General features: G+C 73.1%; 14 protein-coding genes. 8 read left to right on the top strand and 6 right to left on the bottom strand.

The window, feature by feature from the left end; genetic code table 11:
* The first annotated feature begins 136 nt into the window (after positions 1-136).
* From AB0L06_RS30540 to AB0L06_RS30530, 3 genes are all read left to right on the top strand, one after another.
* Positions 137-1,087, top strand: coding sequence for an aldo/keto reductase (locus tag AB0L06_RS30540; protein WP_500234572.1), 951 nt, complete (start codon positions 137-139; stop codon positions 1,085-1,087).
* Positions 1,088-1,334: 247 nt separating this feature from the next.
* On the top strand, positions 1,335-3,149 hold the full coding sequence (locus tag AB0L06_RS30535; RefSeq protein WP_500234571.1) for a helix-hairpin-helix domain-containing protein: 1,815 nt from the start codon (positions 1,335-1,337) through the stop codon (positions 3,147-3,149).
* A gap of 203 nt (positions 3,150-3,352) precedes the next feature.
* Positions 3,353-4,030, top strand: coding sequence for a hypothetical protein (locus tag AB0L06_RS30530; RefSeq protein ID WP_500234569.1), 678 nt, complete (start codon positions 3,353-3,355; stop codon positions 4,028-4,030).
* An 83-nt stretch (positions 4,031-4,113) separates the two neighbouring features.
* Here the strand turns inward: AB0L06_RS30530 and fabI are convergent, their stop codons facing one another.
* Positions 4,114-4,902, bottom strand: coding sequence for an enoyl-ACP reductase FabI (fabI, locus tag AB0L06_RS30525; RefSeq protein ID WP_500234568.1), 789 nt, complete (start codon positions 4,900-4,902; stop codon positions 4,114-4,116).
* A 5-nt stretch (positions 4,903-4,907) separates the two neighbouring features.
* Complete coding sequence (fabG, locus tag AB0L06_RS30520; protein ID WP_500234567.1) at positions 4,908-5,612, bottom strand: 3-oxoacyl-[acyl-carrier-protein] reductase; 705 nt, start codon at positions 5,610-5,612, stop codon at positions 4,908-4,910.
* 205 nt (positions 5,613-5,817) lie between these two features.
* On the opposite strand from fabG, the gene AB0L06_RS30515 reads away from it, so the two are divergent.
* From AB0L06_RS30515 to AB0L06_RS30505, 3 genes are all read left to right on the top strand, one after another.
* On the top strand, positions 5,818-7,317 hold the full coding sequence (locus AB0L06_RS30515; RefSeq protein ID WP_500234566.1) for a TldD/PmbA family protein: 1,500 nt from the start codon (positions 5,818-5,820) through the stop codon (positions 7,315-7,317).
* On the top strand, positions 7,314-8,696 hold the full coding sequence (locus tag AB0L06_RS30510; protein ID WP_500234565.1) for a metallopeptidase TldD-related protein: 1,383 nt from the start codon (positions 7,314-7,316) through the stop codon (positions 8,694-8,696). The genes AB0L06_RS30515 and AB0L06_RS30510 overlap by 4 nt, the downstream gene beginning before the upstream one ends.
* A gap of 225 nt (positions 8,697-8,921) precedes the next feature.
* Positions 8,922-9,254 (top strand): DUF3099 domain-containing protein, encoded by a 333-nt coding sequence (locus AB0L06_RS30505; RefSeq protein WP_500234564.1) that lies wholly within the window; start codon positions 8,922-8,924, stop codon positions 9,252-9,254.
* Between the two features lie 480 nt (positions 9,255-9,734).
* Here AB0L06_RS30505 and AB0L06_RS30500 read toward each other — a convergent pair whose 3' ends face one another.
* Complete coding sequence (locus tag AB0L06_RS30500; RefSeq protein ID WP_500234563.1) at positions 9,735-10,838, bottom strand: calcium:cation antiporter; 1,104 nt, start codon at positions 10,836-10,838, stop codon at positions 9,735-9,737.
* A 182-nt stretch (positions 10,839-11,020) separates the two neighbouring features.
* On the opposite strand from AB0L06_RS30500, the gene AB0L06_RS30495 reads away from it, so the two are divergent.
* A complete protein-coding gene (locus tag AB0L06_RS30495) occupies positions 11,021-12,172 on the top strand; it encodes an acyl-CoA dehydrogenase family protein (RefSeq protein ID WP_500234562.1) in 1,152 nt (383 codons plus the stop codon).
* Positions 12,173-12,323: 151 nt separating this feature from the next.
* Here the strand turns inward: AB0L06_RS30495 and AB0L06_RS30490 are convergent, their stop codons facing one another.
* The 3 genes from AB0L06_RS30490 to icmF are packed head-to-tail and all read right to left on the bottom strand — an operon-like array spanning position 12,324 to position 18,568.
* Positions 12,324-14,567, bottom strand: coding sequence for a TerD family protein (locus tag AB0L06_RS30490; protein WP_500234561.1), 2,244 nt, complete (start codon positions 14,565-14,567; stop codon positions 12,324-12,326).
* A 27-nt stretch (positions 14,568-14,594) separates the two neighbouring features.
* A complete protein-coding gene (locus AB0L06_RS30485) occupies positions 14,595-15,326 on the bottom strand; it encodes a helical backbone metal receptor (RefSeq protein WP_500234560.1) in 732 nt (243 codons plus the stop codon).
* Between the two features lie 29 nt (positions 15,327-15,355).
* Complete coding sequence (icmF, locus tag AB0L06_RS30480) at positions 15,356-18,568, bottom strand: fused isobutyryl-CoA mutase/GTPase IcmF (protein WP_500234559.1); 3,213 nt, start codon at positions 18,566-18,568, stop codon at positions 15,356-15,358.
* A gap of 83 nt (positions 18,569-18,651) precedes the next feature.
* Here icmF and AB0L06_RS30475 point away from each other — a divergent pair, with 83 nt between their 5' ends.
* The gene (locus AB0L06_RS30475; RefSeq protein WP_500234592.1) at positions 18,652-19,230 is read left to right on the top strand and encodes a MarR family winged helix-turn-helix transcriptional regulator; all 579 of its coding nucleotides are present in this window, start codon (positions 18,652-18,654) and stop codon (positions 19,228-19,230) included.
* Positions 19,231-19,257: the final 27 nt, after the last annotated feature.

Below are 19,257 nucleotides of genomic sequence, written 5' to 3'. Positions count from 1 at the left end.
CCCACCGAAGGGTAGCGGTCGTCCGGACCGTCCCCGCCGGGCCCGCGAGCCCCCTCGCCCGTCCGGGAGAGCGGCCCTGCCGATCCAGGCGGGCGGCCCCGCTGGGCCTGCGCGGGAGCGGATACCCTCACCCTCCATGAAGGAGCGTCACGTCGGGCGGAGCGGCCTCGTCGTCTCCCGGCTCGGGCTGGGCACCATGACCTGGGGGCAGGACACCGAGCCCGACGAGGCGGCGGCGCAGCTGATCGCGTTCGCCGACGCCGGGGGCACCCTGGTCGACACCGCCGACGTCTACAGCGACGGCGACGCCGAGCGGATCCTCGGCCACCTCATGCGCGAGACCGTCGACCGCGAGGACCTGGTCGTGTCGACCAAGGCCGCGATCCGGCCGGACGGACGCTACGACGGCTCCCGGCGGCATCTGCTGTCGGCGCTCGACGCGTCCCTGGACCGGCTCGGCGTCGAGTACGTGGACCTGTGGCAGCTGCACGTCCACGACCCGGCGACGCCGCTCGAGGAGACGCTGAGCGCGCTGGACGAGGCGGTCGCGTCCGGCCGCGCCCGCTACGTCGGCGTCGCGAACTTCACCGGCTGGCAGGCCGCCAAGGCCGCCGCGTGGCAGCGGGCCTGGCCGGGCCGCGCGCCGGTGGTGGCCGCCCAGGCCGAGTACTCGCTGCTGAGCCGCGACCCCGAGCGCGAGCTGCTCCCCGCCGTCCGGGACGCCGAGGCCGGGCTGCTGCCGTGGTCGCCGCTCGGCCGGGGCGTGCTGACCGGCAAGTACCGCACCGGCATCCCGGCCGGGTCGCGCGCCGCGACCGCGCACTTCGCCGAGTTCGTCCAGCCGTTCCTGGACGAGGAGTGCGCGCGGATCGTGGAGGCGGTCGTGACCGCCGCCGAGGGCCTCAACACCACGCCGCTCGCGGTCGCGCTGAGCTGGGTCCGGGACCGTCCGGGCGTCGCCGCGCCCATCGTCGGGGCGCGCACCGCCGGGCAGCTCGGCCAGGCGCTGGCGAGCGAGGCGCTGACGCTGCCGGACGAGATCCGCCGCGCCCTCGACGACGTCTCCGATATGACCGCCCCGCACTGACCCTCACCCCTCACCCGCCCCCTCGTCCATGCCACGCCCCCTCTCGTCCGCGCCACGTCCCCCGGCCTCCCGCTCACAGCGCCCCGCTCACGGGGTGCCGGACCCGAACCGGGTCCGGGTGTCCGCGTGGCTCGGTTCGCGCGGACGGGCCGGGCGTGGCACGCTCGGGAGCGGCCCGTGGCCGCGTCGCCCACCGCCTCGTCCACCGCGCCATGACCAGACTCTGCCCAAGCCATCCGGGAAGACCGTGACCGACAACTCCGCCGACAACTCCGAATCCGCAGCCGCTCCCACCGCCGACGCGGCCACCGACGCCGCGGGCACCGACGCCGCGGGCGAGATCGCGGCGCTGACCGCGTTGTTCGAGGAGGCCGGGGTCCCGGCCTCGCTCGCGCCCCGCGCCGCCGCCCGCCTCGGCGCGGGCGCCGCGGACCGGCTCCGGGACGACCCGTGGCGGCTGCTGCGGGTGCCGGGCGTCCGCCCCCGGCAGGCCGACCACTTCGCCCGGAAGGTGCTCGGCGACGCCGCGCGTCCGGACGACCCGCGGCGCGGCCGGGCGCTCGTCGCGGCGCTGCTGGCGGAGGCGGCCGTGCGCGGGCACACCGTCACGCCACTGCCAGACGTCCTGACGTCGCTGGAGAAGGAGCGCGTCGCCGACCCCCGCAGGGCCGTGGAGGACGCGCTCGACGCGGGCGAGGTGCTCGCCCTCACCGAGGAGCCGGAGTTCGACGAGGAGGCGTTCGACGAGGACGCCGACCTGCCCGAGCCCGAGGAGTCGCTCGGGCTGGCCCGGTGGGCGCTGACCGAGGAGGCCGCGGCCGAGGGGTTCCAGCGGCTCAACGCGACCGCCGCGCCCCTGCTGGACGACGCCGTGGTCAAGGAGCTGCGCTCGGGCCTGCCGGAGGACCGCTCGCTGGCCTTCACCGCCGCGCTCCGCACCGGCGTGACCATCTGGCGCGGCACCGCGAACGACCTGGCGGCCACGGCGGTCGCGGTCGTCACGGCCGCCGCCGGACAGGGCGTGCGGGCCGCGGTGGTCACGCCGACCGACCTCGCCGCCGCCGACCTCGCGGCCGCGCATCCCGAACTCCCGGAGGGCACCGCCGTCGGCCTGCACCGGCTGCTCGACCCGGCGGACGAACCCGGCACGGCCCCCGGGTCGGTGCTGTACCGGCGCGGCGAGCAGCGGCCGTTCGAGCTGGACCTGCTCGTCCTGCCGGACGCGTCGGGCCTGGACGTCGAACTGTGCGCGGTGCTGGTCGAGGCGTGCCCGGACGGCGCGCACCTGGTGCTCTGCGGGGAGCCCGGCGCGGCCCCGCCCGCGGCGCCCGGACGCGTCCTTGCGGACCTCGAGGCGTCCGAGACCGTCCCGGTCGTGGAGCTCGAGCCGGAGGGGCCCGGCGGCCCGCTGGACGAGCTGACGGCGGCGGTCCGGGGCGGCGGGCTCGCCCAGGTGGCCGCGCCGAACAAGGAGGTCGTGATCGTCCCGGCGATGGGCGAGGAGGAGGCGGTGCACCGCGCGGTGCAGCTCGTCACCGACTCGATCCCGCGCGTCTTGGACATCCCCGCGGGCGAGGTGCAGGTCGTGGCGCTCGCCCCGGCGGGCGAGGCGGCCGCCGGCGCGCTCAACGCGGCGCTCAAGGCGAAGCTGAACCCGGGCCCCGGCCGGTTCGCCGGGTTCGACGTCGGCGACCGGATCGTGGTCGCCTCGCCGCTCCCCCAGGCCGCCGTCGGTGAGACCGGCACGATCGAGGGGGCCAGACCGGAGGGCCTGAGCATCGTGTTCGCCGCCGGGACGTCCGTGGTGCCGCCCGCGTCGGCGTCGCGGCTGCGGCACGGCTGGGCGCTGCCGCTGTCGCTCGCGCGCGGCGCCCGCCGGGACGCGGTCGTCGCCGTGGTCGCCGGATCCGCGCTGTCGCGGCCCGCCGTCGCGACCGCGTTCGGGCTCGCCCGGCGGCACCTGTCGGTGGTGCAGGCGGCCGGACCCGGCCTCGCCCGGGCCGTCCGGGAGACCGGTGCGCCGGAGCGCCGCACGCGGCTGGCGCGCCTCGTCCTCGGCTAGGCCACGGCTCCTTCCCGGGCCCGCGCGGACACCACTTCCGCGGGACCGCTGGGGGCCGGCGGCCTCACCGGGGCGGAGGAAACCTTCGATTCGCTGTTTACCGCAGGGGCCTGGTGCGGCACGATTCGATCACGAAGGCGCGAACCCGGTGCGACGCCCCGCCCGAGTCTCCTTGGACGGGGCGTCAACAGCGAAGGAGTGACATGCCCCAGCAGCGACGCCTCCGGAGGATCGGGTCCGCGGCCACGGCGGTCTCCGCCACCGCCCTGGTCATGACGGTGCTCGGGTCCCCGGCCGCGTACGCCGGGACGGCGGCCGCGAGCGCCGCCAAGCCCTGCGTCAAGGGCACCGACCCGAAGAGCACGCTCGAGAACTGGAAGTGCCAGCTCGACCACCTCCGCGACCGGGTCGACCACCACAACACTCCGTCCCCGACGCCGACCAAGTCCAAGACGCCCGACAAGGCCGTCAACGGCCCCGGCGGGGACGGCACGGGCGACCACAGCGGCGGCGGGAACGGCGGCGGCAAGACGCCCCAGGGCAACGGCGGCGGGCCGAAGGTGAACGTGCCGACCGGGAGCGGGCCGTCCCTCATGAGCGACCAGGCCCCTCAGCCGTTCCCTGAGACCGCGCCGAACGGACGGCAGACGAACCTGCCCGGCCTGCTCCCCGCGCCGCAGGTCGCCGGGCCGGACGGCGCGCTTCCCGGTGGGGCGCCCCTCCCCCAGACGCATCTGGTTTCGCCGGTCGCCGCGTCCGAGCAGACCGAGGGCGGCCAGATGATCTGGGTGGCCGGGTCCGCGGCGGTCATCGGCGCGGCCGCCGCGCTGAACCTCAGCCACATCGCCCGCCAGATGCGGCGCCGCCCGCGCCGCCGCTGACCGGCAGGCGGGAAGGCGGCGGACGAGAGGCGGCGGCGGCCCGGTCGGGTGACCGGGCCGCCGCCGTTTCGCCGTGAAGGGGGTTACGCGGGCGGGGCGCCGACCGCGTGGAGGCCGCCGTCCACGTGCAGGATCTCGCCCGTGGTCGCCGGGAACCAGTCCGACAGCAGCGCCACGATCGCCTTCGCGGTGGGCTCGCTGTCCTTGATGTCCCAGCCGAGCGGCGCGGTGCGCGGCCACAGGTCGGTCATCGTCTGGAAGCCGGGGATGCTCTTGGCCGCCATCGTGCCGAGCGGCCCGGCCGCGACCAGGTTCACCCGGACGTTCTGCGGGCCGAGGTACTTGGCCAGGTAGCGGCAGGTGGACTCCAGGCCCGCCTTCGCCACGCCCATCCAGTCGTAGACCGGCCACGCCTTGGTCGCGTCGAAGTCGAGGCCGACGACCGAGCCGCCGTCCTTCATCAGCGGCATGCAGGCCATCGTGAGCGACTTCAGCGAGTACGCCGAGGAGTGCACGGCGACCGCCACGTCCTCCCACGGGGTCTCGAGGAAGTTGCCGCCGAGCGCGGTCTGCGGCGCGAACCCGATCGAGTGGACGACGCCGTCCAGCCGGTCGAAGCCCACGTCCGCGAGGTTCCCGGCGAGCGCGTCCAGCTGTTCGGCGTTGGTGACGTCCAGCTCGATGACCGGGGGGACGTCGTCCGGGCCGGACGGCAGCCGCTTGGCGGTCCGGGCGGTCAGCGTCGGACGCGGGTAGGCGGTCAGCACGACGCGCGCGCCCTGCTCCTGCGCGACCCGCGCCACGTGGAACCCGATCGACGCGTCCGTGAGGACGCCGGTGACCAGGATGTTCTTGCCTTCGAGGATGCCCATCGCGCTCAGTGCCCCATTCCCAGTCCGCCGTCCACCGGGATGACCGCGCCGGTGATGTACGCGGCGTCGTCGGACGCCAGGAACCCGATGGTCTTGGCGATCTCCTCCGGCTGCGCCGTGCGGCCGAGCGGGATCACGCTCTTGATCGTCTTCTGCTGGTCCTCGGTCAGCGCGGCGGTCATGTCGGTGTCGACGAAACCGGGCGCGACGACGTTCACGGTGATCCCGCGCGAGCCCAGCTCGCGGGCCAGCGACCGGGCGAACCCGACCATGCCCGCCTTGGACGCGGCGTAGTTGGCCTGCCCCGCCGAGCCGAGCAGCCCGACCACCGAGGAGACCAGGATGATCCGGCCCTTGCGGGCCCGCATCATGCCCTTCACCGACCGCTTGGCCACCCGGAACGATCCGGTGAGGTTGGTGTCGAGGACGGAGGTGAACGCGTCCTCGCTCATGATCGCCAGGAGCGTGTCCTTGGTGATCCCCGCGTTGGCCACCAGCACCTCGACCGGGCCCTGCTCCGCCTCCACCTTCGCGAACGCGGCGTCCACGTCCTCGGCGCTGGTCACGTCGCAGCGCACCCCGAACAGCCCCTCGGGGGGCTCGCCGGAGCGGTAGGTGACGGCGACCTTGTCACCGGCGGCGGCCAGCTCGCGCGCGATCGCCAGGCCGATGCCCCGGTTCCCGCCCGTCACCAGGACAGAGCGACTCATCTCATGCCTTCCGTTGTCCACATCACATCGGGGTCGAGCGTATCGACCGGCGCCCCGCCGCAGAGATGTTCCTTCCCGACAAGATCCGGAGGCCGCCTTTGTTCCGGTCCCCGCTCCCGACCCTGCTCCCGGCGCCGGGCACGACACCCCGACACAGGCGACCGTCCACATGGTCAAGAGGCCTCGGGACGGTAGGTTGAGGAAGGTGCATGACATTGATCCCGCCTTCACCGCACTGCCGCTGCGGGCGCTCGCCGACGCGGCGCTGAGCCGGGCGCGCGAGCTCGGGGCCGAGCACGCCGACGTCCGGGTGGAACGCATCCGCACCCAGAGCCTCCGGCTGCGCGACGCCGTCCTGGAGACCGCCGCCGACGACAGCGACCTCGGGATTTCGGTCCGGGTCGTCGCCGGGGGGACCTGGGGCTTCGCCGCCGGAATCGACCTGACCACCGGGGGCGCGGCCGCGCTGGCCGAGCGGGCGGTCGAGGTCGCGCGCGTCGCCGCGCCCGTCAACCGCGAGCCGGTCGAGCTGGCGCCCGAGCCGTCGCACGGCGACGTGACCTGGGTGTCGTCCTACGAGATCGACCCGTTCAGCGTGTCCACTCCGGACAAGGTCGGCCTGCTCGCCGACTGGAGCCGGCGGCTGCTCGGCGATCCACGGGTCGACCACGTGGACGCCTCGCTGGTACAGGTGCGCGAGAACAAGTTCTACGCCGACCTGAACGGGACGACCACGACGCAGCAACGGGTGCGGCTGCAACCGGTCGTCGAGGCGACGGGCGTCACCGAGGGCGCGTTCGACACGATGCGCACGCTCGCGCAGCCCGTCGGCCGCGGCTGGGAGTTCCTGGTCGGCGACGTCCACGACTGGGACGTCGAGCTCGGCCGCATCCCCGAGCTGCTGGCCGAGAAGCTGGCCGCGCCGTCGATCGAGGCGGGCCGGTACGACCTGGTGGTCGATCCGTCCAACCTGTGGCTGACGATCCACGAGTCGATCGGGCACGCGACCGAGCTGGACCGGGCGCTCGGCTACGAGGCGGCCTACGCGGGCACCTCGTTCGCGACGCCGGACAAGCTCGGCACGCTCCAGTACGGGTCGAAGGTCATGAACGTGACCGGCGACCGCACCGCCGAGCACGGCCTCGCCACGATCGGGTACGACGACGAGGGCGTGGAGGGCCAGGCGTTCGACATCATCACCGGCGGCCGGTTCACCGGCTACCAGCTCGACCGGCGCATCGCGCGGCTCACCGGGGCCGGACGGTCCAACGGGTGCGCGTTCGCCGACTCGGCGCACAGCACGCCGATCCAGCGGATGGCGAACGTGTCGCTGCAGGCCGATCCGGACGGGCCCGACACGGACGGCCTGATCGCCGGGGTCGAGGACGGCGTCTACGTCGTCGGCGACAAGTCCTGGTCGATCGACATGCAGCGGTACAACTTCCAGTTCACCGGGCAGCGGTTCTACCGGATCCGCAACGGCCGGCTCGCCGGGCAGGTCCGGGACGTCGCCTACCAGGCCAGCACCACCGAGTTCTGGAACTCGATGGAGGCGGTGGGCGGGCCGTCCACGTACGTGATGGGCGGCGCGTTCAACTGCGGCAAGGGGCAGCCGGCGCAGGTCGCGCCGGTCAGCCACGGCTGCCCGTCCGCGGTGTTCCGCGGCGTGAACATCCTCAACACGGTCAAGGAGGCGGGCCAGTGAGCGCACTCTCCCCGCAGGAGGCCGTGGAGCGCGCTCTCGCGCTGTCCCGCGGCGACGACTGCATCGTCATCGCCGAGGAGTCGAGCACCGCGAACCTGCGGTGGGCGGGCAACACCCTGACCACCAACGGGGTGACGAGTTCCGGCCAGCTCACCGTGATCGCGCTGCGCCGCACCGGCGACGGCGTGGCGGCGGGCGTGGTGTCGCGGGCCGCGGTCGGCGCGGACGAGATCGAGGACGTGGTGCGGGCCGCCGAGGCGGACGCCGCGTCCAACCAGCCGGCCGACGACGCCGCCGCCCTGCTCGGCGGGGAGTTCGGCGACTGGTCGGCCGCGCCCGCCGACACCGGCATCGGCGTGTACCGGGACGTCGCGCCCGCGCTCGGAGCGGCGTTCGCCGAGGCCGCGGCGGGCGACCGGCGGCTGTACGGGTTCGCCAACCACGTGGTCACCTCCACGTTCGTCGGGTCGTCGGCGGGGCTGCGCGCCCGGCACGACCAGCCCGCCGGGATCCTGGAGCTGAACGCCAAGGGCGAGGGCGGCTCGGCCTGGGCCGGGGTCGCCACGCGTGACTTCGCCGACGTGGACGTCCCGGCGATGGCCGCCGACCTGACCCGGCGGCTCGGCTGGGGCGAGCGCCGGGTCGACCTGCCCGCCGGACGGTACGAGACGGTGCTGCCGCCGTCCGCGGTCGCCGACCTGATGATCTACTTGTACTGGTCGGCGGGCGCCCGGGACGCCGCGGACGGCGCGACCGTGTTCAGCGCGCCGGGCGGCGGCACCCGGGTCGGGGAGAAGCTGGCGAGCCTGCCGGTCCGGCTGTTCAGCGACCCGGCCGCGGCCGGGATCGAGGCCGCGCCGTTCACGGTGGCGCACACCTCGGGCCGCACGCAGTCGGTGTTCGACAACGGGCTTGCGCTCGGGCCGACCGACTGGATCCGCGACGGGACGCTGGCCGCGCTGACCCAGACGCGCCGGTCGGCGAAGATCACCGGGCTGCCGGTCACGCCGCCGGTGGACAACCTGCTGATGAGCGGCCCGGACGGCGCGGACGCCTCGCTCGACGACATGGTGGCCCGGACCGGCCGCGGCCTGCTGCTGACCTGCCTCTGGTACGTCCGCGAGGTGGACCCGCAGTCGCTGCTGCTCACCGGCCTCACCCGGGACGGCGTCTACCTGGTCGAGGACGGCGAGGTCGTCGGCGCGGTGAACAACTTCCGGTTCAACGAGAGCCCGGTGGACCTGCTCGGCCGGCTCTCGGAGGTCGGCGGGACGGTCCCGACGCTCGCCCGCGAGTGGTCGGACTACTTCCAGCGGGCGGCGATGCCGCCCGTCCGGGTGCCGGACTTCAACATGTCCACGGTCTCCCAGGCGTCCTGACCGGGGTCCTTCCGGCGGGCGGCCCTCCCCCTTGTCTTGGGGCCGCCCGCCGAGCCGTCTCCGGGGTGCTCAGGGCGTCCTGGGCGGGTCGGACAGGGGGCTCGCGCCGCCGGGTGCGGGTTTTCCGCGTTTTTGAGGTGCTCTTCAGGATTCGCCCGGGAACGGCGGTGTGTTTTGGCCTGACCTGGTGTCGCCGTTCAGCGGGTTGGGGTCTACCGTTAAAACGTGAAGGTCAAGCACCAGCGCGAGCCGCAGGTCGTCTACACGGTCACCAACGCGCCCCGTCCGCTCTCGGAGGACATCAGCCGCCGGCAGAAGCGCTACCTGCTGTCGATGGGCATCCGCACGGGCTGCTTCCTGGGTGCGGTCTTCAGCGGGGTCGCGGGAGCGCCCCTGTGGGTCGTGGGCCTGTTCGTGGTCGGCGCGGTGTTCCTGCCGTACATCAGCGTGATCGTCGCCAACGGCGGCCGTGAGCCGGTGTCCCGGGCGCGGTTCGAGACCCCCGAGCGCCCCGACCGGAACGAGGTTTCCGGACAGCGACCAGAAATCCGGTCGTGACATTCTCTTGACTCGGGCCGGGGGGTTTCGGTGTACGATTTGTACCGGCGCTCTGGTCCCCCGTCGGGGCGCCCTTGCCGGTGTTCCGGGCCCCCGTCGGAACACCGATGATGCGACGCCGGGTGGATTGCCCCCGTATCCACCCGGCGTCGCTTTTACTTTCCCGAAGGTTCCTCTTGCCTTCCCCCTGCCGCCACCTTGAGTCGCGCTTTGATCGGCCTTGGAGTGTCCGGCGGCCGGAGCGGGCTTCACCTGGGACGGGACGCGGGCCGATATCCGCCCGCCGCCCGGGACGCAAGCCCCGGCTCTGGCCGTATCAGGCCGCCGTCCGAAACCCCGCCCGCACGAACTTCCGCCACGCCCGGGGCGTCCCGCTTCGCCCGTCTCGCTCCCCGGGCCTCTGGAGCGCCCTCCGGGCTCCCGGCGCCCCGGGGTCCCGGCGCACCACCCGGCGCGCGCCCGGATCGTCCCGCTCCGTCCTCAGGGGCTGACGGCGAGGAACAGGAAGGCGGCGAAGACGGCGAGGTGCAGCCCGGCCTGGAGGAGCGTCGCACGGCCCGGGACGACGGTCAGGACGGACACGACGACCGCGATCGCCAGCAGCACCATGTGCACCGGCTCCAGGCCGAGCTTCAGCGGCCCGGACAGCCAGATCGACGCGACCGCGATCGCCGGGATGGTGAGCCCGATGCTCGCCAGGGCCGAGCCGAGCGCGAGGTTCAGGCTGATCTGGAGCCGGTCCCGGGAGGCGGCGCGGACGGCCGCGATGGTCTCGGGCAGCAGCACCAGCAGGGCGATCACGACGCCGACCACGGCCTGCGGGAAGCCCGCCGAGGCCACCGCCCCCTCGATCGTCGGGGACTCGACCTTCGCCAGCCCGACCACGCCCACCAGCGCGACCATGAGGAGCCCCACGCTGAGCAGCGTCTCCCGCCCGGACGGCCGCTCGGCGTGGGCGTCCTCGTCGATGACGTCGCCGCTGCCGCGGTCCACCGGCAGGAAGTAGTCCCGGTGCCGGACGGTCTGGGTGAGCACGAACAGCCCGTACAGCGCCACCGAGGCGACCGCGGCGAAGGCCAGCTGGGCCGGGCTGAACTCGTAGCGGGGGCGGCTGGTGGTGAAGGTCGGCAGCACCAGGCTGAGGGTGGCGAGGGTCGCGACGCTGGCGAGCGCCCCGCCGGCGCCCTCGGCGTTGAACATCACCGTGTGCCTCTGGACGACCCCGACCAGCAGTGAGATCCCGACGATCCCGGTCATGGTGATCATCACGGCGGCGAACACGGTGTCCCGGGCGAGGGTGGCGGCCTTGCCCCCGCCGCCGGAGGCCATCATGCTCACGATCAGCGCGACCTCGATCACCGTCACCGCGACGGCCAGCACCAGGGAGCCGAACGGCTCGCCGACCCGGTGCGCGACCACCTCCGCGTGGTGCACGGCGGCGAGCACCGCCCCGCACAGGAGCAGTCCCACCGCCGCCGCGACGGGGGACGACAGGGCCCGGCCCCAGGTCGCGATCAGCGCCAGAAGTCCCAGCCATGGCATCACCCTGGTCCAGGTGATCTTTCGCCCAGCGACAACGATCATGTACGGATAGTGCCCGCTCCGGGGGACGTCCATCAAAGTCCGCGCAGGTGGACAGGGGTTTTACGGCTTACGTCCAGTAAATTTCCGGCCTGCGCGGGGCGTGGGGCCGGGTGCCCGGGCCGCGGGCGGACCTAACTAGAATCCTGTTCGATGTGATCTTTCCGCCGAGAGAGGGGCCGGCCGTGCGCCGTACGCTGTACAACGAGGACCACGAGGCGTTCCGGGAGACCATCCGGGCGTTCATCGACGCCGAGGTCGCGCCGCGCTACGAGGACTGGGAGAACGCCGGCCACCCGCCGCGCGACTTCTACAACCAGCTCGGCGAGCTGGGCGTGTTCGGCATCCAGGTCCCCGAGGAGTTCGGCGGCGCGGGTGAGACCAGCTTCAAGTACCAGGCGGTCATCGCCGAGGAGTGCGCGCGCGCCGGGGTGGGCTTCGGCGGCTACAGCGTCCACGTGAACCTCTGCCTGCCGTACCTGCTGAAGTACGCGGACGAGGAGCAGAAGAAGCGATGGCTGCCCGCGTTCGTCGCCGGTGACGCCATGTTCGCGATCGCGATGACCGAGCCCGGCACCGGCTCGGACCTCGCGGGCATCGCCACCACGGCCAAGCGGGACGGCGACCACTACGTCCTGAACGGCGCCAAGACCTTCATCACCGGCGGCGTGCTCGCCGACCGGATGCTGGTCGTCGCGCGCACCGCCCCGGCCGACCCGGACAACCGCCGCTCGGGCCTGTCCATCCTGGTCGTGGACACCAGGAGCGAGGGCTACTCGGTCGGCCGCAAGCTGGAGAAGATCGGGCTGCGCTCGTCCGACACCGCCGAGCTGTCCTTCGTGGACGTCCGCGTCCCGGTGGAGGACCTGCTCGGCGAGGAGGGCCGGGGCTTCGAGTACCTGACCCACAACCTGGCCGAGGAGCGCCTCGGCATCGCGCTCAGCTCCTACGCGTCGGCCGCGGCCGCCGTGGACTTCGCCAAGGACTACGTCCAGCAGCGCCAGGTGTTCGGCAAGACCGTGTCGTCCTTCCAGAACACCAAGTTCGTGCTGGCCGAGTGCCAGACCGACGTGGAGGCGGCCCGCTCGCTGGTCGACCGCTGCATCGAGGCCCTGGACGCCGGGGAGCTCACCCCGGCCGACGCGGCCGTCGCCAAGCTGTTCTGCACCGAGGCGCAGGCCCGCGTGGTGGACAAGTGCCTGCAGCTGCACGGCGGCTACGGCTACATCCTGGAGTACCCGATCGCCCGCCTGTACGCGGACGCGCGCGTCGCGCGCATCTACGGCGGCACCAGCGAGGTCCTGAAGACCATCATCGCCAAGGACATGAAGGTCTGACCCGCGCCTCCTCCAGGTGGAAACAGACCGGGCGCGTCCGGCAAGGGACGCGCCCGGTTCCTGAAGGCAGTGGTGAGGAAAGCGAGAGGACTAGAGTCATAAGGAGTGAGAAGGAAGCCCCCTCATGGCCTCACCGCGATCACGCTAACACTCAGGCGGGGATGAGGTCACGCAGGTTTTCCGGGGTGATCACCCGGGTCCCCTCCGGCAGGCCGTCGGGACGTTCGAGGCCCAGGTAGGTGACGGGGCGGTCGTCCGCGGCGAGCACCGGCGCGGCGTCCCAGCGGACGACCTCGGCGCCGCGACCGGCCATCAGGTCCACCAGGTGCCCGACCGTGAGGTACTCGCGGTCCACGAAGGCGCGCAGCAGGGCCGAGACGGTCACGCGGCTGCCCTCGACCTGGTTGTGGCTCAGGCCGCCCGTCAGGTAGAGGTGCAGCCAGCGGGCCGTCCAGGTGCCGTCCTGGTCCCGCTGGAAGACCAGCGGCAGCGCGACCCGGCCGGGGCCTCGCAGGTCGGACTTCATCCGGACGGTGCGCGGCTCGAACGGCCGTCCCGCCTGGTCGAGGTCGCGGGTCATGAACCCGAAGAAGGACTCCTCGACCTCGTCGAACCCCTCGCCCGAGTAGATGTGCACCTGCGGCAGGACGTAGGTCCGGGTGAAGCGGGCGAGCCGCATGTTGATGAACTCGCTCGCGCCGTCCGGGGCGTCGGTGATGTCTCCGGAGTGCTCGCCCGCGCCGTCGGTGAGGTTGGTGAACGAGATCCATGCCGGGTCGCCGAAGCCACTGGTCAGCATGAGCGCCGACAGGTCGTAGTCGGTGCGGTGCGCGCGCTGCCGCCAGTAGACGAAGAAGCGCAGCACCTCGCCGTCGACGCGCGAGCGCGAGCCGCGCGGGAGGACGCCGAGTCCCGCGGGGGCGGCCCGGCCGCTGAGCGGGAGCGCCACGTCCAGCATGTCCGGGTCGACGAGCAGGCGGCCCCCGGCGGGCAGGCGGCGCGCGATCTGCGCGTCGAGGAGGGCGGTGAGCCGCGCGCGCACCGGCTCGGGGATGGGGTACCGGGTCTCCGAGGCCGTCCAGGCGCGTCCATGGCGGTTCACGAACACGCGGTGGCCGCGGTCCTTCGTCTTCTGAGGCTTCTGGACGTCCGAGGCCGCGGGCTGGACGCGGTTGTCGAGGTGTTCGCGGACGGCCAGCAGCACGCGTCCGGACACGTCCTTGGCGGTGCGCTCGGCGGCGGCGAGGACGGCCTCCTGCTCGGCCGGGTCCAGCGGCATGCGCAGGAGCCGGTCCAGGGCGCGGAACAGGCGTCCGGGCATGGTCGCCAGCAGCTCGACCGCGCCGAGGACGTCGCCGGCTTCGAGCAGCGCCTCGATCCGCGCGTCCGGGGTCGGCGCGGGCTTGTCGCCGCGCGCGACGGCGAACACGTCGGCGGCGTGCGGCCAGCGCGGGTACTCGTGCGGGTGGAGGCGTTCGCCGAGGCGCTTCCAGCGTTCGGCGTGGACGCCGGTGTCGGCGAGCTTTGCCGGGCTTCCCGCGACCACGCGGTCGAGTCCGCCGAGCAGGACGCGGCGGATCCGGCGCGGGAACGCCGGGAAGCGGGTCGGCTCCTGGAGGGTGACGTCGCCGTCCCCGAGCGCGCAGGCCAGGCGCAGCACGTCGGTGACGGTGTCGAGGAGCGGTTCGCCGCTCGCGTCCACGCGGGCGCGGTTGACCAGGGCGCGGATCTCGCGCACCGGGATCTGCTCGGGCTGCGGGCCGTCCACGCAGTACGCGGCGAGGTAGGCGAGGTCGCGGGCTTCGTCCTCGTTCAGCGGGGTGGCGCTCCCGGCGAGCGCGAGGTAAAGGTCGCGGCCCTCGGACTCCAGGTCGCCGCCGAGATGCAGGACGGTCACCCGGTCGCGGGCGGACGCGATCAGCTCGTCGTGCCGGGCCAGCATCTCCTCGTAGGTGTGCTGGTAGTTCCCGTAAGTGGAGAGCGTGAGCAGGTTGAGCATGCCCTCGCTGAGCAGGATCTCGGCCTTCTCCTGGTCGGCCGGGTCAGCGAACGTCGCGCGGACGAGGTCCATCCAGAACTCGAAGGTGTCCGGGACGTTGTCCGGGAAGTCGATGAAGTAGGAGTAGAGCCGGACGTGGTCGCCGACCGTTTCCCGGACGGTCGCCAGTGTCCGCACGGCGAGGTTCACGACCGTCTGGCCGTCCAGGCGGGAGAGCGCCGCGAGCAGGTCTCCGGAGAGCTTGTACCCGATGGCCATCAGCGCGGTATCGAACCGGCGCGCCATGGCTGCCCCATCGCCCGCCGTCTCTCTGCCTGCGCCGTCTCCGGCGGGGCCGTCCGGCAGCGGGACGCGCCGGGTTCGACGGACGACGAGGGCCTCCAGGTCGGTCTTCATCCGGCCATCGTGGCAAACCGGGATCGTCTAGGTCATTCGGTTTTCGATCCGGTCGTCGAGTTCGCGCCGCAGCACGGCGGGGGCCTCGGCGAGGGACGGGCCGTACCAGGTGAGGTGGCGTCCGCCGACGAGCGCGCAGGGCACGCCGGGGAACGCCTCCGGGCCGTCCTCGGCGGTGAACGCGTACGGCTCGTCCGGCAGGACGACCAGGTCGGGCCGGGCCGCGTTCAGCTCGTCGACGGGGATCCTCGGGTAGCGGTCGGGATGGCCGTCGTAGAGGTTCTCGACGCCGAGGCGGCGCAGGACGTCGCCGGTGAAGGTGTCGCGGCCGACGACCATCCACGGACGCCGCCAGATCGGGATCACCGCGCGCAGCGGCGGCGACGCCGGTTCGACGGCCGCCCAGGCGCGTTCCGCCTCGTCCAGCCAGGCCGGGGCGGGCAGGCCGCACCCTTCGGTGAGCATCGCGCGGAGCTGGGGGAACGCGTCGTCCACGGTGCGGATGTCGGTCGTCCAGACGCGCAGCCCGGCCGCGCGGAGCAGGTCGAGGTCGGGCGCGCGGTTCTCCTCGGCATTGGCGAGCACCACGTCCGGCTTCAGGGCCCGGACGGCCTCGAGGTCGGGGTTCTTGGTGCCGCGCACCCGCGTGACGTCGAGGTCCGCGGGGTGGCTGCACCAGTCGGTCGCCCCGACCAGGACGCCGGGCGCCGTCGCCGCGACCGACTCGGTCAGCGACGGCACCAGCGACACGACCCGCATGGCGGCCCTTCCCTCGGACGTCCCGCGCCTCAGACGTTCCGGCGGTACTGGCCGCCGACCTCGAAGAACGCGTCGGTGATCTGCTGGAGGCTGCACACGCGCGCCGCGTCCATCAGCACCGCGAAGACGTTCTCGCCGGACCGGGCGGCGTCCTTCAGCGCGGTCAGCGCCGCCTCGGAGTCGCCGTGGTGGGCGCCCTGGAAGCCGCGGACGCGGTCGAGCTGCGAGCGCTTCTCGTCCTCGGTCGCGCGGGCCAGCTCGAGGGACTTGCCGCCCTCCTGTTCCCCGTAGGGGTTGCGGAAGGTGTTGACGCCGACGATCGGCAGCGACCCGTCGTGCTTGCGCTGCTCGTACAGCATCGACTCGTCCTGGATGCGGCCGCGCTGGTAGCCGGTCTCCATCGCGCCGAGCACGCCGCCGCGCTCGCTGATCCGGTCGAACTCGGCGAGGACGGCCTCCTCGACCAGGTCGGTGAGCTCGTCGATGACGAACGCCCCCTGGAGGGGGTTCTCGTTCATCGCCAGGCCCCACTCCTTGTTGATGATCAGCTGGATCGCCAGGGCGCGGCGGACCGACTCGGCGGTCGGGGTGGTGACGGCCTCGTCGTAGGCGTTGGTGTGCAGGCTGTTGCAGTTGTCGTAGATCGCGATGAGCGCCTGCAGGGTCGTCCGGATGTCGTTGAAGTTCATCTCCTGCGCGTGCAGGGACCGCCCGGACGTCTGGACGTGGTACTTCAGCTTCTGGCTGCGCTCGTTGGCCCCGTAGCGCTCGCGCATGGCGACGGCCCAGATGCGGCGGGCGACGCGTCCGATGACGTTGTACTCCGGGTCCATGCCGTTGGAGAAGAAGAACGACAGGTTCGGCGCGAAGTCGTCGATGTCCATGCCGCGCGCGAGGTAGGACTCGACGTAGGTGAACCCGTTCGCGAGCGTGAACGCGAGCTGGCTGATGGGGTTCGCCCCGGCCTCGGCGATGTGGTAGCCGGAGATCGACACCGAGTAGAAGTTGCGAACGCCCTGCTCGATGAACCACTGCTGGATGTCGCCCATCATCCGCAGGCTGAACTCGGTGGAGAAGATGCAGGTGTTCTGGCCCTGGTCCTCCTTGAGGATGTCGGCCTGGACGGTCCCGCGGACGGTCGTCAGGACCCGCGCGCGGATCTCGGCGGCCTCGGCCTCCGACGGCTCGCGGCCGTGCTCGGCGCGGAACGCCTCCACGCCCTGGTCGATCGCGGTGTTCAGGAAGAACGCCAGGATCGTCGGGGCCGGGCCGTTGATCGTCATCGACACCGAGGTGGTCGGCGACGACAGGTCGAAGCCGTCGTAGAGCGCCTTCATGTCGTCCAGCGTCGCGATGGACACCCCGGACGTGCCAACCTTGCCGTACACGTCGGGGCTCTCGCCCGGGTCGCGCCCGTACAGCGTCACCGAGTCGAACGCGGTGGACAGCCGGGTCGCGGGCTGGCCCTCGCTGAGCAGCTTGAACCGGCGGTTGGTGCGGAACGGGTCGCCCTCGCCCGCGAACATGCGGGCCGGGTCCTCGTTGTCGCGCTTGAAGGGGAACACCCCGCCGGTGAACGGGAACCGGCCGGGCAGGTTCTCGCGGCGCAGGAAGCGCAGCAGCTCGCCGTGGTCCTCGTAGCGGGGCAGCGCGACGCGCGGGATGCGGTTGCCCGACAGCGACTCGCGGGCCAGCCGGGTGTGGATCTCCTTGTCCCGGACGCGGACGACCTGCTCGTCGCCGGAGTACGCCTCGACCGTCGCGGGCCACTGCGCGACCAGCTCGGCGGCCTCGGGCGCGACGGCGCCGCGCGCCTCGGCCAGCTTGCCGTCGATCTCGGCGGTGTCGGTCAGCTCGTCCCGGACGAGCTCGAACCGCTGCGCGCGGCGGACGGCGTCGACCTGCTTCTCGGTCTCGGCGTGGAAGCCCCGGACGGTGTCGGAGATGTCCGACAGGTAGCGGACGCGGTTCGGCGGGATGATCTGCGCGGCGCCGGTGGAGACCTTGGTGGTCACCGCGGGCAGCGTGCCCTCCTCCAGGCGCAGGCCGTGCTCGGCGAGCCGTCCGGCGAGGTGCTGGTAGAGGGCGGTGACGCCGTCGTCGTTGAACGTGGCGGCGCTGGTGCCGAACACCGGCATGTCCTCGGGCCTGGCCCCGAACGCCTCGCGGTTGCGGATGAGCTGCCGGGAGACGTCGCGCAACGCGTCCGCGGCGCCGCGGCGCTCGAACTTGTTGATCGCCACGACGTCCGCGAAGTCCAGCATGTCGATCTTCTCGAGCTGGGACGCGGCGCCGAACTCGGGCGTCATCACGTACAGCGAGACGTCCACCAGCGGGACGACCGCGGCGTCGCCCTGCCCGATGCCGGGCGTCTCGAGGATGATCAGGTCGTACCCGGCGGCCTTCACCGCGGTGATCATGTCGGCGGCGTTCTCGGGCAGCTCGCGGGCGCCGCGGGTGGCCAGCGACCGGAAGAACACGCGGTCGCCGTCCAGGGAGTTCATCCGGATGCGGTCGCCGAGCAGGGCGCCGCCGCCGCGCCGCCGGGTCGGGTCGACGGCGATCACCGCGACGCGCAGCTTGTCCTGCTGGTCGGCGCGCAGGCGCCGGACGAGCTCGTCGGTGAGCGAGGACTTGCCGGAGCCGCCGGTGCCGGTGATGCCGAGCACCGGAACCCGCCTTCCGGCCGCGGCCTCGCGGAGCGCGTCGAGGCCGTCGTAGCGTCCGGCCTGGAGGCAGGTGAGGGCGCGGGCGAGGGCGCGGCGGTCGCCGGACAGCACCTCGTCCACGTGGGACGGCTCCTCGGAGAGGTCCACGTCGGCGTCCCGGACCAGCTCGTTGATCATGCCGGGCAGGCCGAGGCGCTGGCCGTCCTCGGGGGAGAAGATCCGCACCCCGGCGTCCGCGAGCCGGTCGATCTCGCCGGGGACGATCACTCCCCCGCCGCCGCCGAACACCTTGACGTTCTCGGCCCCGGCCTCCTTGAGGCTGCGCGCCAGGAACTCGAAGTACTCGACGTGGCCGCCCTGGTAGGAGCTGATCGCCACGCCCTGGGCGTCCTCCTCCAGGACCGCGTCCACGACCTCGCGCACCGACCGGTCGTGCCCGAGGTGCACGACCTCGGCGCCCTGCGCCTGCAGGATGCGCCGCATGATGTTGATGGCCGCGTCGTGCCCGTCGAACAGGGCGGCCGCCGTGACGAACCGCACCGGGTGCACCGGCACGTGCAGCGATCCCGACATCACAACTCCTTGGACATCCAATATTTAGAAGTTAAAGTAATAACCGTGAGCGCATCAGTCAAGGGCGGCGGGTGCCGTACGGTATGCCCGTGACCGGCCAGAAGTCCCACTCCCTCGACCCGATCGCCGAGGCGCACCGCCAGTGGAGCGCCCGGTGGCCCGGCCACGCCGACCAGATGGCGGCCGTGACCTCGGTCATGCGCGCCCAGCAGCTGCTGCTCAGCCGGATCGAGGCGGTGCTGAAGCCGTACGGGCTGACCTTCGCCGCCTACGAGGCGCTGCGGCTGCTCGCCTTCACCCGCACCGGCACCCTCCCGATGGGCAAGATGGGCGAGCGGCTCATGGTGCACGCCGCGTCGGTCACCAACGTGATCGGACGGCTCGAACGGCGCGGCCTGGTCGGCCGCGGCCCCTCCCCCGACGACCGCCGGGTCGTGCTCGCGACGATCACCGGCGACGGGCGCGAGCTGGCCGAGGCCGCCACCGCGGCGCTGCACGAGGCCGACTTCGGGCTGCCGGGCCTCTCCCCGGCCCAGGCGTCGGCGATCACCGCGGCGCTGCACGCCGTCCGCGCCTCGGCGGGCGACCTTCCGCCGGACGACGCGTCCGGCGCGGACGGTTCGGCTCCCGAGGTGCCGCTGAACGGCGTCCCGGGCTCCTGACGACGCGAGATGACCGCGCCCCGGGTG

Source organism: Spirillospora sp. NPDC052269, from assembly GCF_040679435.1.
Taxonomy (GTDB): Bacteria; Actinomycetota; Actinomycetes; order Streptosporangiales; family Streptosporangiaceae; genus Spirillospora.
This window is presented reverse-complemented; position numbering and strand designations above follow the sequence as displayed.

Coding starts and splice junctions, on each gene's coding strand:
- AB0L06_RS30475 (WP_500234592.1), top strand. CDS start 18,652: ATGCCCGTGACCGGCCAGAAGTCCCACTCCCTCGACCCGATCGCCGAG.
- AB0L06_RS30490 (WP_500234561.1), bottom strand. CDS start 14,567: ATGAAGACCGACCTGGAGGCCCTCGTCGTCCGTCGAACCCGGCGCGTC.
- fabI (WP_500234568.1), bottom strand. CDS start 4,902: ATGGGCATCCTCGAAGGCAAGAACATCCTGGTCACCGGCGTCCTCACG.
- AB0L06_RS30500 (WP_500234563.1), bottom strand. CDS start 10,838: ATGATCGTTGTCGCTGGGCGAAAGATCACCTGGACCAGGGTGATGCCA.
- AB0L06_RS30530 (WP_500234569.1), top strand. CDS start 3,353: ATGCCCCAGCAGCGACGCCTCCGGAGGATCGGGTCCGCGGCCACGGCG.
- fabG (WP_500234567.1), bottom strand. CDS start 5,612: ATGAGTCGCTCTGTCCTGGTGACGGGCGGGAACCGGGGCATCGGCCTG.
- icmF (WP_500234559.1), bottom strand. CDS start 18,568: ATGTCGGGATCGCTGCACGTGCCGGTGCACCCGGTGCGGTTCGTCACG.
- AB0L06_RS30540 (WP_500234572.1), top strand. CDS start 137: ATGAAGGAGCGTCACGTCGGGCGGAGCGGCCTCGTCGTCTCCCGGCTC.
- AB0L06_RS30485 (WP_500234560.1), bottom strand. CDS start 15,326: ATGCGGGTCGTGTCGCTGGTGCCGTCGCTGACCGAGTCGGTCGCGGCG.